Consider the following 14,580-nt stretch of genomic DNA (forward strand, 5'->3'; position numbering starts at 1 on the left):
ACCAAAAAGGCCGGCCCTGCGAAAGACCGGCCTTTTTTTCGTTCCAACCGAGCGGTTCGCCTACCGCCGCACGCCCATCGTGCTGCGGGCGAGCTGCGACACCAGCACCGGCAGGCCCTTGTAGCTCGCCTTGTGGTACGGCGAGCCCTCCTCGAGCATCGCGGTGAGGCGGCGATGCGCCTGGCCGAGATTGTGGTAGGGCACGCTCGGCAGCAAATGGTGCAGCGCATGGTAGCGCAGGCCGACCGGCGCCCACAGGCCGGGCAGCAGGCTGGGTGGCGGCACGTTGACGCTGTCGAGATACTGCGCGGTGACGGTCATCGCCTCGCCCTCATTCTCCCAGAGATGCGCAACGAGCGTGCGGATCTGGTTGAGCACGGTGACGACGCTGATCACGGCGAGGAACACCAGGAACGCCTTTAGCGGAATCACGCCCACAGCGGTCAGCCCCATCAGCGCGATCGCCCAGGCGCTGGTCGCGACTTCCTGCATCAGCCAGCGGCTGCGATCGTCGCCTTCGAGCGGGCGGCGGCGGAAAGCTGGGTTGATCACCAGCCCCGAATAGCGTTCGAACACCAGCTTGCGCAGCGGCGGCACTATTAGCGCCAGCGGCGAAAGCACGCCGTAGCGCAGCAGCAGCCCGATCGGCGCGAGCGCCGAGATCGCCACGAACGCCGGCAGCGTCCAAGGCTTCATCAGCGCGAGCGGCAGATATTCGGGATCCTCGACCGTGCCGTAGCGCGTGCGGTTGTGATGGAGGTTGTGCACGCCCTCGTACATGAACGAGGGCACCATCAGCGGCACGCCGACAAGCGCATTCCACGCCAGGCGGAAGCCCGGCAGGTTGCTGTGCTTCAAATGGCTGATCTCGTGGATGAAGAGCAACGCGCGATAGAGCGCGAGCACTGCAACCAAGCCGGCGAGCATCGCCCAGCCGAGCGACGGCGCCAATATCGTCGCGGCGAGTGCTGCGTAGCCGAGCGCGGCCGAGCCGAGCATGTCGGCCCAGAAGATCGCCTTGCTCGGCTTGTGGAGGTCGCGCGCGATCTCGGCGGCGGCGCGCAGCATCGCCTTGTCGTCGGCGATACGCGTCTGTGCCGCAGCCACCGGTTCGACCGGCGCAGTTTCGCGCAAATCCAGTGCGGTAGAGCTGTTCATGGCTAGGTCCATTGCACCTAGATAGTGGCTAGAACTTGGCGTTAACAGGGGCGGACCGGGGCCGGCGCAGGTTGTGCTTGACAAGCATGCCCGTCTGGCCGGACTTCGCGGCAGCTCTCTGGAAGGCCTCCCTTATGCCCGCACCCGTCGTCCGCCCGATCGATTCCAAGGCGGATATCCATGCTTTCGTCGAACTCGCTTATCGCCTGAACGCGAACGATCCGCACTGGGTCGCGCCGCTCCGCGATGAAGTGAAGGCAACGATCGATCCCAAGAAGAACGGCTGGTTCAGCCATGCCGAGGCGCAGTTGTTCCTCGCCGAGCGGGACGGCAAGCCAGTGGGTCGCATCTCGGCGCATATCGACCGGCTCGCGCTCGAAATGCCCCCCGAGCAGGGTTTCGGCCCGGGCACGGGGTTCTGGGGACTGTTCGAAGCAGAGGACCAGGAGACCGCCGCCGTGCTGGTCGCCCGGGCCGAGCAATGGCTGCGCGACAAGGGCATGACGCGCGCGCTCGGGCCCGTCAGCCTGTCGATCTGGGAAGAGCCGGGGCTGCTGGTCAAGGGATACGACCATTCGCCGACGGTGCTGATGGGGCACCACAATGCCGCCTATAAGGGCTGGATCGAGGCGCTGGGCTATGCCTCCGCCAAGAAGCTGCTTACCTACGACCTCGATATCACGCAGGAATTCCCGCCGCTTGTCCAGCGGATCATCGCCGCGGGCGAGCGCAACCCGAAGATCCGCGTGCGGCAGGTCGACAAGTCCCGCTTCGACGAGGAGGCCGCGATTATCCTGGCGATCCTCAACGATGCATGGTCGGACAATTGGGGGTTCGTGCCGCTGACCCAGCCCGAAATCGACGATGTCGGCAAGAAATTGAAGCCGCTGGTGTTCGAGGACCTGATCATGATCTGCGAGCTCGAAGGCGAGCCGGTGGCGTTCATGATCACCCTCCCCGACTTCAACGAGCCGCTCAAACCCTTGAAAGGCAAGCTCTTCCCATTCGGTTGGGCCAAGCTGCTGCTCTGGCTGCGACGCCCCAAGGCAAGGACGATGCGCGTGCCGCTGATGGGCGTGGTCAAGCGGCTGCAGAGCTCGCGCATGGCGAGCCAGCTCGCCTTCATGATGATCGAATATATCCGCCGCTCGGCAGTGCCCAATTACGGCGCCACCCGCGGCGAGATCGGCTGGATCCTGGACGACAATCAGGGGATGATCGCCATCGCCGATACGATCGAGAGCCGCATTAATCGCGAATATGTGATCTACCAGAAGCCGCTCTGATCGGGTGCGTGCAACCGGCGAGCGCGCTGCGCCCGCCGGTCGCCCGCTCGGTTACTTCTGCTCGACAACCGGATCCTGGCCAGTCTTGGCGACCCATTCCTCGCGAGTCATGCAGGTCTTGCGCGCGAGGATCGTGCCCGTCGTCGCCTGCGGCTTGACACAGTAGCGCTTGGGCTTCTCGACCTTCGCGGTTACGGCAGAGCCGGCGCCGACGGTCTGATCCGATGCCTGCGCCGGCGCAGTGGCGCCTGCGACGAGAACCGCGGCGGCGATCATGGCGGCGGCGAAGCTCGAGACGCGGCCGGTGGTGCGAGTGCTGATCATTCCCTGTACTCCTCTAAATTCAGACACCAGGCGCTCCGTCGTTCCGCCTGCGTCTCGAACATTGCATCGACCGTGCCAAGTCGAAGAGTCGTGGAAAATCAGCTAGTTAAGAATATGACAACATAGCGTCACCGCTATAACACGGCAACACACACCAAGAGTTGGGATTTTGGGCAGAGAACTGTCCGGAAAGGGACAGTAGCGAGTGTCCGGAAGTGGTCAGCTCAGCGCAGCGCGACCCAGGTCGGGGCGTGATCGCTGGCGCGCTCGCGGCCACGATAGTCCTTGTCGACCCCAGCCCCGACCATTCGGTCAGCCGCCTGCGGGCTGAGCAGCAGGTGATCGATGCGGAACCCTGCGTCGCGCTGCCAGGCACCCGCCTGATAGTCCCAGAAGGTCCAGATCCCGCCGGCGGGAAAGCGCGTGCGCAGCGCATCGGTCCAGCCCTGCGCGAGGAGCTCGCGATAACGTGCACGCGATTCGGGCTGCATCAGCGCGTCGCTCGCCATCGCGCGGACCGAGAAGGTGTCGTCGTCATTGGGGATGACGTTGTAATCGCCTGCCAGCACCACCGGGCGCTCCTCGGCGAGCAGCGCGCGGGCACGGTCGGCGAGCCGGTCCATCCATTTGAGCTTATAGTCGAACTTCGGCCCCGGCTGGGGATTGCCGTTGGGGAGATAGATCGAGGCAACGATCAGGTCGCCCACCTCGACTTCGATATAGCGGCTGTGCGCATCCTCGGGATCGCCTTCCAGCCCGCGCTGGCGCTCCACCGGCTGCTGGCCCCTGGCCAGCACCGCGACGCCGTTGAAGCCCTTCTGCCCGTGCCACACCGCGCCATAGCCCGCGGCCTCGATGTCCTTGACCGGCAACGTCTCGTCGGCCCCCTTGAGCTCCTGGAGGCAGACCATATCGGGCTGCTGCTCGGCGAGATATTCAAGCAGGCGCTCCATACGCGCCTTGATCCCGTTGACGTTGTAGCTGACGATTTTCACAGGGGTGCGCTCAGACCGAGAAGCTGGTGCCGCAACCGCAGCCCGAGGCAGCGTTGGGATTGGTCACCGCGAAATGCGCGCCGCCCAGATTGTCGACGAAGTCGACCTGCGCGCCGCGGACCAGATCGAGGCTGATCGAATCGACGACGAGGCGGACCCCGTCGGTCTCGGCGACCAGGTCATCCTGCTCGGGCGCCTCGGCCATGCCGAACTTGTACTGGAAGCCCGAACAGCCCCCCCCCTCGACCGATAGGCGAAGGATCGCGGGCTTGGACTGTTTCGCGGCGATCGCGGCGACGCGGGCGGCGGCGGCGGGAGTCAGCGCAATGTCCGGCTGGGTGATCGTGGCCATGTGGGGGAGATAGGGCGCGGCGGGACGGAGAGCAATGCGACTACGGCGCCGCCCTCAGGGATATTGTTGGCGAGCGTGGAGAATGGAGAGTATCTCGATCGCGTCGCCGACGCGGTAGACGAGGATATAGTTGGGGTGGACGATCGCTTCGCGCGTGCCCTCCATGCGGCCCGGGCGATAAATATGAGGATGCCCAGGCAATTGCGATACGGTGTGCTTGATTGCTGCACCGAGGCGATCCGCCGCTGCCGGATTCCTTCGAGCGATGTCATGCGTGATGGCGGAAAGCTGGAGGCGCGCCTCAGGACGCCAGCGTATCGGGAGCATCGCGATAGCTGTCGATGATCGCATGCATCTCGCGCATGACCTCTTCGTGCGGGATGCTAGGTTCAGTCGAGTTCATCGCCCTCTCGACCTTGGCCCGAAACCACGCGTCATACGCCTCAGCCTCTTCGGTGGTGGCGAATTCCGACTCGATGGGAGAGAGCTTTGCCATGCGAACAGGATACACCTGTCGGGGCTGGCAGGGAAGATAAGTGGAGCGACGCGGGTGGGGGCCGCCTCGCGGACGACCCCTCTCCTCTCCTGCCTCTTACTTGGCGGGGCCGCCTACGCCGCCCGCCGTGCCGCCCTGCGAGGCGAGATACTCGCCGCTCTGCAGGAACGGGATCGGATTGACTGCCTTGCCGTCGACGCGGACCTCGTAATGGAGGTGGCTGCCGGTCGAACGGCCGGTCGAGCCCATCAGGCCGATCATCTGGCCGCGACGCACGCGGGTATTGTCGCTGACCAGGATCTTCGAAAGGTGGCCATAGCGCGTCTCGATGCCGCGGCCGTGGTTGATCTGGACGAGGTTGCCATAACCGCCCTGGCGGCCAGCGTGGCTGATGATGCCATCGGCCGTCGCGTAGATCGGCGTGCCGATCGCACCGGGGATATCGACACCGGCATGCATCGCCGCGGTGCCGCGGAACGGATCCGAGCGCACGCCGAAGCTCGAGGTGAAGAGCAGCTTGTCGACCGGCTGCATCGACGGGATCGAGATCACCGTCTGCTCGAGCGCGTCGAGCTTCTTCCAGGTGAGGAACAGCGCGCGGAACTGGGCGTCGGCACTCTCGGCCGAATCCGAACCCGCGGCGGTGTCGTTGCTGTCCATCGGTTCGAAGGGGCCGCCCATCGCGCCATGGACGACGCGGACATAGCGCTCGGGCGCGAGGCCGAGGCGGCGGAACTGGCTGGCGGTCTGCTGATAGCGCGCCTCGCCGGCGGCGCGGGCCTTGCCGGCAAGCGCGACCTGGCGCTGCTCGACTTCGCGCAGCGGCGCGACCAGCTCGGCCGTGACGCCGCTGGTCTTGGCGCCGGTCGCGGGAAGCGCCTGATCGAGCGCGCCGGGATCGGTCTTGCCCGAAAGCACTGCGGAGATCAGCGCCTGGCGCTGCTCGACGCGGGCGGCATGGAGCTTGGCGGCCTGCTTGGCGGCATCGATCTCGTCCTGCATGCGATCGACTTCGGCACGCATCTGGGCGACCTGCGCCTCGGGCGAACCGGCGACGCCGCTGACGGCGATCACGCCGGCCATAGCCTGCGACACGCCATAGCCCGAGAACAGCACGGTCACCGTCGCGACGCCGGCGAACAGCGCCTGGGTGCGCCCCGCGAGGCTGAAGCGGCGCAGGTCGCGGCCGTCATGGAAAATAAAATCGCGGGTGGTGAAAAATTTGCGGAACCGCTGGCCGAGGTTCGCAGTTTTCTTGTTCGAAGCGTCAGCCATGAATCCCCGGCAAGTCAGGCAAGCACGCACCGATGCGACCCGGTGATCGGCTACCAAAAATAACGATGTCCAAGTAGCAGCCCCTCCGCCTTTGGACGTGGCGGGGTTTGGCCTGAGAAATCAGGAAGCTGCAAGAGGCGCGTAGTAACCACGCGTCAAACCGGCTTCGTCGCGCGCCGAGTCGTTGAATGGAGGTTTAATCAGGCCCCGAAAATGGGTCCGCACGAGTTCGTGCCAGGTCGTTTCGGGGTTAATATTTTGTTCAGCACAGCGCGATTCGAACCAGCGCGTGCCCGCGCCGACATGCCCGATCTCGTCGTTCAGGATGCGGGTCAGGATCCGCGCGGTGGCGGCATCGCCCACTCTCTGAAAACGCTCGATCGTCGAAGGGGTTACATCTAGCCCACGCGCCTCGAGGACCATCGGGACGACCGCCAGCCGCGCGAGCGAATCCTGCGCCGTCGCGGCCGCCGCATCCCATAGCCCGTCATGCGCCGGCATCGCGCCATAGAAGCTGCCGAGTTGCCTGAGCCGCCGGTCGAGCAGCGCGAAATGCATCGCTTCGTCGGCACCGACTTGCATCCAGTCGTCGGTGAAACCGCGCGGAAATTCGCCGCCGAACCGACCGACGGCGTCGAACGCCAGGTCGATCGCGGCGAACTCGATATGCGCGATGGCGTGGATCAGCGCGACGCGGCCGTGTTCCGATCCCTTGCCGCGCTTGGGCATGCGCTTGGGCGGGAGCAGTTCGGGCTGGTCGGGCCGTGCCGGGCGATCGGGCATCGCGACGTCGAAGCGATGGTCGAGCCGCCCCAGCCGCCAGTCGCGCGCCGCTGCCCGCGCCGCCTTGATCTTGGCGAGCGGTTCGGCGGCGGTGAGCACCGCGCGCGCCGCCTCGGCGACGCTGCGGGTCACGGGTTCAGCATCTCCTTCGCCGCGGCGAGCACCGCCTCGGCATGGCCGGGCACGCGCACCTTGCGCCATTCGCGGACCAGTGTGCCGCCGGCGTCGAACAGGAAGGTCGAGCGGTCGATCCCCATATATTTGCGGCCGTAGAGCTGCTTCTCGATCCACACCCCGAAAGCTTCCATCACGGGGCCGTCGTCGGTCGCGAGCGGAATGCCCAGGCCGTATTTTTCGGTGAACTTCCGGTGCTTTGTGGCACTATCCTTGGAGACACCGAGAAGATTCACGCCCAGTGCGGAGAAGTCGGGCGCCAGCGCCGTGAAGTCCTGCGCCTCGCGCGTGCAGCCCGCCGTGTCGTCCTTGGGATAGAAATACAGGACCAGCGGCCCCTTGCGCTCCGCCAGCCGAAAGGGTCCGTCGGCGCCTTCCAGCGTGACATCCGGCAGCGTGTCGCCCGGCTCGATCATCCTTGGTCTCCGTCAGTCGCCGACGCGGATCGCCGCCCAGCATTCGGCCACCTCCTGCCGGGTCGCTTCGAGCGAGGCAACCACTGCATCCCAGGATTCGAGCCCGACCGCGCGTGCGATCAGCGCCTGAGTCGTCTCGCCCGGTGGCTGCGCATCCGGCGCGACCAGCCGCAGCGTTACCAACAGCCGCGAAAGCAGCCGGTATGCGGCGGGCATCGCCGGAGAGAACAGCCCCTGTTCCACCAGCAGGTCGATCGCCCTGCCCAGCCGCGGCGTGAACGCCGTGCGATGCCGCAACTGGAGAACGTGCACCGCGAATTCGAGATCGACCAGCCCGCCGGGCAGCAACTTGGCGTCGAGCGGTCCCTTGGGCGGTTTGTGCGCCGCCATCTCGTCGCGCATCTTCGCGGCATCGGCCAGGATATCGCGCTCGGGCCGCGCGCCGTGAAGCACCTCGTCGACAATCGCCTGTACCGCCGATCGCGCGGTCGGCGATCCGAACACGGGCCGGGCGCGAGTGAGCGCCATATGCTCCCAGGTCCAGGCATCCTCGCGCTGGTACCGCGCGAAGCCGTCGAGCGAGACCGACAGCGGCCCCTGCGCGCCCGAGGGCCGCAGCCGGGTGTCGACTTCGTAGAGCGGCCCCGCCGCGGTGGCGACCGACAGCGCCGCGGTCACCCGCTGCGCCAGCCGGTTGTAATAGACCACCGCACCGAGCGGCTTGGCCCCATCGGATTCGGCATCGTAGGCGCCGGTAAACAGATAGATCAGGTCGAGGTCGGAGGCGTGGGTGAGCGCCTGCCCGCCCATCCGGCCGAGCGCGAGGATCACCAGTTCGCTCTCTGGCACGCGGCCATGCGCGCGCTCGAACTCGGCGATCGTCGCGGCGGCGAGCACGTCGATCGCCGCCTCCGCGATCCGCGCATAGCCGTGCGACACCTCGATCGGGTCACTCGCCCCCGCGACGATCTGCGCGCCGAGGGCGAAACGCTTCTCGTTGACCAGCCGCCGGACATGCTCGAGCTGCCATTGGTAATCGACGCCGCGCTCGCATGCCGCCATCTCGCCGATCAGCACGGGGATTTCGGCCACGGGTTCGAGCGCGCTCGCATCGATCAGCCCGTCGAGCAGCTCGGCGCGGCGCCCGAGCTGCTCGGCCAGCGTCGGCGCATGACACAGGATTGCGCTCATCAACTGGCGCAGCCCGGGTTGCGCCTCGAGCAGGCGGAAGAAGTTGATCGCGCTCGGCAGGCGCGAGAGCATCGCATCGAACCGGGTGATCGCATGCGTGCTGTCGGGCGCTTGGGCAAAGGCGGCGATCAGCCCCGGCAGCAACGCCTCCAGCGCCTCGCGCGCCTGCGGGCTGCGCAGCGCCGGATAGCCGCCGCCGCGCCAGCCCTCAACAATGCGCAGCGCGCCTGACGGACTCTCGAACCCGGCCTCGGCGAGCCGCGGCTCCAGCGCTTCGGGATTCGACGGCAGCCGCGGTTCCTCGTCGCCCGCAAGCGAATCATAAACGCGCCCTACCCGCTCGACATGGGGTCGCAGCCGCTCGATCAGCGCGCCGCTATCGGCAAGCCCGGCAAGCTTCGCGACATTGTCGAGCGCTTCCTGCCCCACCGGCAACGTGTGCGTCTGAAGATCGTCGACCATCTGCAGCCGATGCTCGACGGTGCGGAATTCGCCATAGGCCGCGCTCAGCGCCGCCGCGTCTTCGGCATCGATCCGCCCGTCCGCAGCCAGCGCGGCAAGCGCGTCGCGGGTGGCGGGCACGCGCAGCGCCGGATCGCGCCCGCCGTGGATGAGCTGGTGGATCTGCGCGAAGAACTCGATCTCGCGGATACCGCCACGCCCGCGCTTCAGATCGTAGCCGGGGCCGAACGCCTGCGACTGGGCATAATGATCGCGAATCCGGCGCGAAATGTCGCGGATCTCGCGGATCGTCCCGTAATCGACGGCACGGCGCCACACGAACGGGCGGATCGCCGAGAGGAAATAGTCGCCGAGCGTCCTGTCGCCGGCACAGGCGCGCGCGCGGATGAACGCAGCGCGCTCCCACGGCAAAGCCTGCGATTCATAGTAGGAGATCGCCGCCTCGACGGGCAGCGCGATCGGGGTGACTTCGGGCGACGGCCGCAGCCGCAGGTCGACACGCATCACATAGCCGTCGGCGTCACGCGACTGGAGCAGTTCGATCACTCGCCGGCCGATCCGCACCGCAGCCTCCTCGGGCACTTCGCGAGGCTTGCACGGCAGCGTCGCCGGATCGAACACCAGGATCGGGTCGATGTCCGACGAATAGTTGAGCTCCCTGCTCCCCTGCTTGCCGAGCGCGATCGCCGCGAACCCGATCGGCTCGGCATCGGGCGTCCGCTCGCGGATCGCGGCGCGGATCGCCCGGTCCAGGGCATCGTCGGCGAAGTCGCTGAGCAGTTGGGTAACTTGCGTAAGGTCGAACCGGCCGGAAAGATCGCCCAGGGCGACCAGCAGCGCCAGCCGCCGCCGCGCCAGCCGCAACCGCCGCGACTCCGGCAGGTCGGCATCCAGCGACCCCGCCGTCGCAAGCGGATCTGCCAGCGCCGCCTCCAGATCGTCGAGAAGCTGCGACTCGCGATCCAGGAGCATCGCCAGGAACGGCGCATGCGCGCGTGAGCGTTCAACGGCGGACTGCAAATCCCCGGAAATCATGCGGGAACGCCGTATCGATACGCTGCAAGAACAACAGATTTACAATTGTCAAGCAACAAATGTGAATCCTGCACGTTTCTGCATTGTGAACCGACCGTCATCCTCTTCCGCCCCCGAGGCCCAGACCTGCGCTTATCGCGTCGGCCGTCCGCACGCCAGCGACGCCGTTGCGCTGTCGCTGCGGGACGCGTTCGAGCGCGAGGCAGCGCTGCCAGAAGACATGGCCGCGTTGCTCCAGCAGCTCAACCACGAGATGTCGACGGGCTACTGAGCCCGAGAACAGAAACACCCGTTCGCCCAGCGCTTGTCGAAAGGCCGCTCTTCTTTCTCCCGGGATGGGAATGAGAAGTACGCTGCTTTCGACAAGCTCAGCACGAACGAGTTGGTATTGACGGGGTCGCTCAGCGCTCGCGGCTGAGGTCGTCGACTTCGCCCATGATCGTGTCGAGCGCGCTCTTGCCGCCCGGATTGGGCAGGCTATCGCGCCGCGAAGGCAATTGCCCCTCGGTCAGCAGCGATTCGAGCGCCACCCGGCCGCGCGCCACGCGGCTCTTGATCGTGCCGACGGCGACGTTGCAGATCTCGGCAGCCTCTTCATAGGCGAACCCGCCCGCACCGACGAGGATCAGCGCCTCGCGCTGCGGCTGGGGCAGATGGAGCAGTGCGCGCTGCATGTCGTTCAATTCGACATGCCGATCCTGGCTCGCCGGCGCGGCGAGCAGCCGGTCGGCGACCAGATCGTCCCACTCTCCCTTGAAGCGCGCACGGCGCATCTGGCTAAGATAAAGATTGCGCAGGATGATGAAGGTCCAGGCACGCATATTGGTGCCCGCCTGGAAGCGCTGGCGCGCCGCCCAGGCTTTGAGCAAGGTCTCCTGCACCAGATCGTCGGCTAGGTCGCGGCTGCCCGAGAGCGAACGCCCGAACGCGCGCAGATGCGGGATTACGGTGGCGAGCTGTTTCTTGAATTCGGGATCGGAGAGCGCAACGTGCTCGCGCGGCGGCTCTGCAGCCGCATCCTCGTCGCGATCGTCAGGCTGTTCGGACTCAGTCATTCGATCCCGTTCACTTGTGCGTGCCGAAATGCCGCATGGATTGGAGATAGGCGCAACAGGCGCGATTGCCAGCATTTAAACCCCCGGAATGAAGCGTCAGAACCAGAGGATGACGGCGAAGGCGATGATCACCAGCGCCAGGCCGAAGCCCAGCACATAGCGCGTCATGTGCGGCGTGGCGCCGGCGCGGGCCCGCTCGGTGGAGACATGGATGGTTTCGTCGTTCTCAGCCATGCCCCTTCAACCCACCAAAACCGTTTTGGGTCCGTATCGTGTGGAACCCGCGCCGGATTTTTTCAGGCCGCGGCGGGCACCGTCGCCTGATCGAAGAACAGCGCCTGGCTGATCGTCGTCTTCACGGTCTCGCGCTGGAACGGCTTGGTGATCAGGAAGGTCGGCTCGGGCCGCTCACCGGTCAGCAGCCGCTCGGGGAACGCCGTGATGAAGATCACCGGCACCGAGAATTCGGCGAGGATGTCCTTGACTGCATCGATCCCCGAGCTGTCGTCGGCGAGCTGGATGTCGGCGAGCACGAGGCCGGGACGGTCCTCCATCGCCAGCGCCACCGCTTCGTCGCGAGTGACGGCGACGCCGGTAACCTCATGGCCGAGATCGCGGACGATCTGCTCGAGGTCCATCGCGATCAGCGGCTCGTCCTCGATGATCATCACGCGGGTGCGCGTCTGGCGCTCGATCTCGGCCACCGCCTCGGAGACGAGCTGCGAGACCTGCGCCGGATCCTCCTCGATCAGGTATCCCGCGTCTTCGACGCTGAACCCCTCGACCGTGGTCAGCAGCAGCGCCTGGCGCGACAGCGGCGTGAGGCGGGCGAGACGCTTGCGCGCGATCGATTCAGCCTCGTTCGAGCTATCCTCGATCACATCCTCTTCCTCGAGGTGCGTCGACTGCCAGATCGCCTGGAAGGTACGATAGAGACCGAGGCGCGGATCGACTTCGCGGGGAAACTGGTCCGGTGCGGCGACGATGGCTTCGAGCGCGGCGCGCACATAGCGGTCGCCGTCGGCCTGGCTGCCGGTGAGTGCGCGCGCATAGCGGCGCAGCAGGGGAAGATGCGGCGCGAGTTGCTGTCCAAGCGACATGAGGTAACTATTCTCCTTCGAGTGCGCGGGCCGCTATCTCGCGCCCCTACGCCTGCATTGCAATCGTTTCTGCTGTCCAAAGGAGCCCCTCCCCGGATTTCGCATCGCCTGTGGAACAATCGACGCGCTATTTGGTTTCATCGTCCAAGCCGCGTGGCGCGCAAGCAGCCACAGGCGTGCTCGCGCATCCTGAAAAGGAGGCGCTTGCGCTCCGGCGTCACGGCGTTAATCGGGCATCCGGTGCTCGCGTATTTCAACAGTCCGGGTCCCGGACATCTCGGGTCCTTACGGGGGAAATTGGTGCATTCCGCAAAGGATGAAAAAAAGAGGTCGCCCAAGTCCAAGGGCGGGTCGGAAAGCAGCAAGCCCAGCCGCAATGTGGGCGATGCGCTGCGTCAGGCCTATGACGAGGCCGTTCGCGAAACCGTGCCCGACGATTTGCTCGACCTTCTGAAGAAGCTCGACTAGCCAAGCGATATGGACGGAACAGATCTCGAGCCGCGTGCCAAGAGGGTCGCGGCGGCGATGGCGCGCATGCCCACCGGCGCGAAGCTGTTCCTGATCCTTGTCGGCGCGCTTCTGCCCCTTGCGCTGATCGCGCTGTTCACGACGATCCAGACCACCCGCACCGCCGACACCGAGGCGCGCGCGCGCCTTTCCGCCATCGCCGATGAGAGTTCCGGCGTGGTCGAGAATACCCTCACCAACGAAGCGAACCAGTTCCGCGACACGCTCGCCGCGCTCGAGCGCGACCCGCAGGACACGGAGAGCTGCATGCGGCTGGCCGGCAGCTTCGCCAGCCAGGGCGGCGTGCGCTTCGCCATCGCCGATGCACAGGGGCGTGTGCTCTGCGGCCAGCGCTTCACGCTACCCGCTTCCGATCCGTTGCGCGCGGCCGAGGTACGCGCCTCGTTCCTCGCCGGCGGACTCGCGCTGCGCGTGGGCGGCTCCGGCAGCCTGACCGCAACCGCCTGGTATCCGGTGTCGGCGCTCGCCGCGCTTGCCCGCCCCAGTGGCTTCGTTCCGGACTACGGCGCCGCGCTCCTCCGCGACGACGACCGCCTCGTGCTGCGCAATCTCGACAAGTCCGGCCCGCTCGGCCGGCGCGAGACGGCGCGGAGCGATCTCGCGATCGATCGTCTCGCGCTAGAAATGTCGATGCCCGGCGCACCGGTCACCTCGCCGCTGATCCTCACCACGATCCTGCTCGTCGTGATCTGGATCGTCGCCGCCGTCGTGAGCTGGTTCGTCGTCAACATCCTGCTGATCCGCCCGCTTCGCCAGCTGCGCACCAGCGTCGGGCGCTACCAGCCCGGCGAAGTGCTCGACATGCGCCGCTTCGGGGCAATGCCCGCACAGGAAATCCGCGAGCTCGGCGAAACCTTCCAGCAGATCACCCGCACCGTCCAGGCGCACGAAGCCGATCTCGCCGACGGGCTGGTCCGCCAGACCAAGCTCACCCGCGAAGTTCATCACCGGGTGAAGAACAACCTTCAGGTCATCTCTAGCCTGATCAACTTCCACGCGCGCGGTGCGAAGAATGCCGAGGCGACCGAAGCCTATTCGTCGATCCAGCGCCGCGTCGATGCGCTCGCGGTGGTCCATCGCCACCATTATGCCGAACTCGAGGAAAATCGCGGGCTCGACCTGCGCTCGATCATCGGCGAGCTTGCCGCCAATATCCGCGCGACCGCCCCCGAGCGCGCCGCGGGCCTCGGCATCACGCTCGAGATCGAGCCGCTGCTGGTCAACCAGGACGTGGCGATCGCCGTCGCCTTCCTGCTCACCGAGCTGGTCGAGCTGGCAGTGAGCTGCAATCCCGCCGCGCAGATCCGCATCTCGATCAAGGGCGCCGAAGAAGAGGATCGCGCGATCCTGCGCGTCAATTCGCCCTCGCTGGTCGAAAGCGCCGAGTTGGGGTCCCAGCTCGAGAACCGCTATGGCCGGATCATCGCCGGCCTGGCACGCCAGCTGCGCACCAAGCTCCACCACGACCCACTGGTCGGCGCCTACGAAACCTCGATCGCGATCACCGGCCGGCCTTAGGCCAGGATGCCGAAAGAAGGATTTTCTAGCCCCTGCTAGCGAGATTGTGCGCCACCGCCTCGCGGAACAGCGCCTTCAGCGCGTCCTCGTCCAGCACATCGCCTTCGAAGAAATCGATTGCGCGCCGCACATTGCCGTCGAGGCTCGAATTGAACAGCCCCTGGGTATCCGCCAGCGCCGCGCCCTTGGCGAAGGTCATCTTGACCGATTTCTTGTAGCTCTCGCCGGTGAACAGCAGCCCATTATGATACCAGGCAGGCACGTTCCACTTCCACTCCTCGGTCACTTCGGGATCGGCTTCGTGGACCAGCGCGCGCAACCTGGCCAGCATCTCGCCGCGCCAGTCGCCCAGCTCGGCGATCCGCGCATCGATCAATTCGGACGGCGTCTCGTTCGTCATCATATCCTCCTTTTCAGGAAATCCAGCCGCGC

Annotated in this window: 18 protein-coding genes; 4 read left to right on the forward strand and 14 right to left on the reverse strand. The window is 66.2% G+C overall.

All coding sequences use genetic code 11. From position 1 onward, the window contains the following. Positions 1-60 precede the first annotated feature (60 nt). Positions 61-1,158, reverse strand: a complete 1,098-nt coding sequence (locus RZN05_RS09630; RefSeq protein WP_317226399.1) for a fatty acid desaturase family protein — start codon at positions 1,156-1,158, stop codon at positions 61-63. Between the two features lie 134 nt (positions 1,159-1,292). Between RZN05_RS09630 and RZN05_RS09635 the strand changes: the two genes are divergently transcribed. Continuing rightward, positions 1,293-2,444, forward strand: a complete 1,152-nt coding sequence (locus RZN05_RS09635) for an N-acetyltransferase (protein ID WP_317226400.1) — start codon at positions 1,293-1,295, stop codon at positions 2,442-2,444. A 51-nt stretch (positions 2,445-2,495) separates the two neighbouring features. On the opposite strand, the gene RZN05_RS09640 is transcribed toward RZN05_RS09635, so the two are convergent. The 9 genes from RZN05_RS09640 to RZN05_RS09680 all read right to left on the reverse strand — a co-directional run bounded on the left by RZN05_RS09640 (position 2,496) and on the right by RZN05_RS09680 (position 9,884). After that, positions 2,496-2,768, reverse strand: a complete 273-nt coding sequence (locus RZN05_RS09640) for a hypothetical protein (protein ID WP_317226401.1) — start codon at positions 2,766-2,768, stop codon at positions 2,496-2,498. A 224-nt stretch (positions 2,769-2,992) separates the two neighbouring features. Beyond that, a complete protein-coding gene (gene xth, locus RZN05_RS09645; RefSeq protein ID WP_317226402.1) occupies positions 2,993-3,763 on the reverse strand; it encodes an exodeoxyribonuclease III in 771 nt (256 codons plus the stop codon). A 10-nt stretch (positions 3,764-3,773) separates the two neighbouring features. Next, a complete protein-coding gene (gene erpA, locus RZN05_RS09650) occupies positions 3,774-4,115 on the reverse strand; it encodes an iron-sulfur cluster insertion protein ErpA (RefSeq protein WP_317226403.1) in 342 nt (113 codons plus the stop codon). Between the two features lie 54 nt (positions 4,116-4,169). Then, positions 4,170-4,466, reverse strand: a complete 297-nt coding sequence (locus tag RZN05_RS09655; RefSeq protein ID WP_317226404.1) for a type II toxin-antitoxin system RelE/ParE family toxin — start codon at positions 4,464-4,466, stop codon at positions 4,170-4,172. Then, positions 4,417-4,611: a type II toxin-antitoxin system RelB family antitoxin gene (gene relB / locus RZN05_RS09660; protein ID WP_317226405.1), complete on the reverse strand. Its 195-nt coding sequence runs from the start codon at positions 4,609-4,611 to the stop codon at positions 4,417-4,419. Before relB ends, RZN05_RS09655 begins: the two co-directional genes overlap by 50 nt. Positions 4,612-4,707: 96 nt before the next feature. Continuing rightward, positions 4,708-5,886 (reverse strand): M23 family metallopeptidase, encoded by a 1,179-nt coding sequence (locus RZN05_RS09665; RefSeq protein WP_317226406.1) that lies wholly within the window; start codon positions 5,884-5,886, stop codon positions 4,708-4,710. Positions 5,887-6,006: 120 nt separating this feature from the next. Next, complete coding sequence (locus RZN05_RS09670; RefSeq protein WP_317226407.1) at positions 6,007-6,801, reverse strand: ferritin-like domain-containing protein; 795 nt, start codon at positions 6,799-6,801, stop codon at positions 6,007-6,009. Then, the gene (locus RZN05_RS09675) at positions 6,798-7,259 is read right to left on the reverse strand and encodes a peroxiredoxin (RefSeq protein WP_317226408.1); all 462 of its coding nucleotides are present in this window, start codon (positions 7,257-7,259) and stop codon (positions 6,798-6,800) included. Before RZN05_RS09675 ends, RZN05_RS09670 begins: the two co-directional genes overlap by 4 nt. Positions 7,260-7,271: 12 nt before the next feature. Then, a complete protein-coding gene (locus RZN05_RS09680; protein ID WP_394804798.1) occupies positions 7,272-9,884 on the reverse strand; it encodes a bifunctional [glutamine synthetase] adenylyltransferase/[glutamine synthetase]-adenylyl-L-tyrosine phosphorylase in 2,613 nt (870 codons plus the stop codon). Between the two features lie 61 nt (positions 9,885-9,945). Here RZN05_RS09680 and RZN05_RS09685 point away from each other — a divergent pair, with 61 nt between their 5' ends. Further along, positions 9,946-10,218, forward strand: coding sequence for a hypothetical protein (locus RZN05_RS09685; protein WP_317226410.1), 273 nt, complete (start codon positions 9,946-9,948; stop codon positions 10,216-10,218). A gap of 130 nt (positions 10,219-10,348) precedes the next feature. On the opposite strand, the gene RZN05_RS09690 is transcribed toward RZN05_RS09685, so the two are convergent. The 3 genes from RZN05_RS09690 to RZN05_RS09700 form a co-directional block, all read right to left on the reverse strand. After that, positions 10,349-11,002 carry a sigma-70 family RNA polymerase sigma factor gene (locus RZN05_RS09690; RefSeq protein WP_317226411.1) on the reverse strand — a complete coding sequence of 218 codons (654 nt, stop codon included), beginning with the start codon at positions 11,000-11,002 and terminating at the stop codon, positions 10,349-10,351. A gap of 96 nt (positions 11,003-11,098) precedes the next feature. Then, entirely contained in the window at positions 11,099-11,236 is a 138-nt protein-coding gene (locus RZN05_RS09695; RefSeq protein ID WP_317226412.1) for a hypothetical protein, read from the reverse strand. Between the two features lie 62 nt (positions 11,237-11,298). After that, positions 11,299-12,102, reverse strand: a complete 804-nt coding sequence (locus tag RZN05_RS09700) for a response regulator (protein ID WP_317226413.1) — start codon at positions 12,100-12,102, stop codon at positions 11,299-11,301. A 153-nt stretch (positions 12,103-12,255) separates the two neighbouring features. Between RZN05_RS09700 and RZN05_RS09705 the strand changes: the two genes are divergently transcribed. Together RZN05_RS09705 and RZN05_RS09710 are read left to right on the forward strand one after the other, a co-directional pair. Then, positions 12,256-12,570: a NepR family anti-sigma factor gene (locus RZN05_RS09705; RefSeq protein ID WP_317226414.1), complete on the forward strand. Its 315-nt coding sequence runs from the start codon at positions 12,256-12,258 to the stop codon at positions 12,568-12,570. A gap of 9 nt (positions 12,571-12,579) precedes the next feature. After that, the gene (locus RZN05_RS09710; RefSeq protein ID WP_317226415.1) at positions 12,580-14,148 is read left to right on the forward strand and encodes a sensor histidine kinase; all 1,569 of its coding nucleotides are present in this window, start codon (positions 12,580-12,582) and stop codon (positions 14,146-14,148) included. 25 nt (positions 14,149-14,173) lie between these two features. Here RZN05_RS09710 and RZN05_RS09715 read toward each other — a convergent pair whose 3' ends face one another. Beyond that, positions 14,174-14,548, reverse strand: a complete 375-nt coding sequence (locus RZN05_RS09715; protein WP_317226416.1) for a DUF1801 domain-containing protein — start codon at positions 14,546-14,548, stop codon at positions 14,174-14,176. Positions 14,549-14,580: the final 32 nt, after the last annotated feature.

Origin of the sequence: Sphingomonas sp. HF-S4 (assembly GCF_032911445.1) — a bacterium.
GTDB classification, from domain to species: domain Bacteria; phylum Pseudomonadota; class Alphaproteobacteria; order Sphingomonadales; family Sphingomonadaceae; genus Sphingomonas; species Sphingomonas agrestis.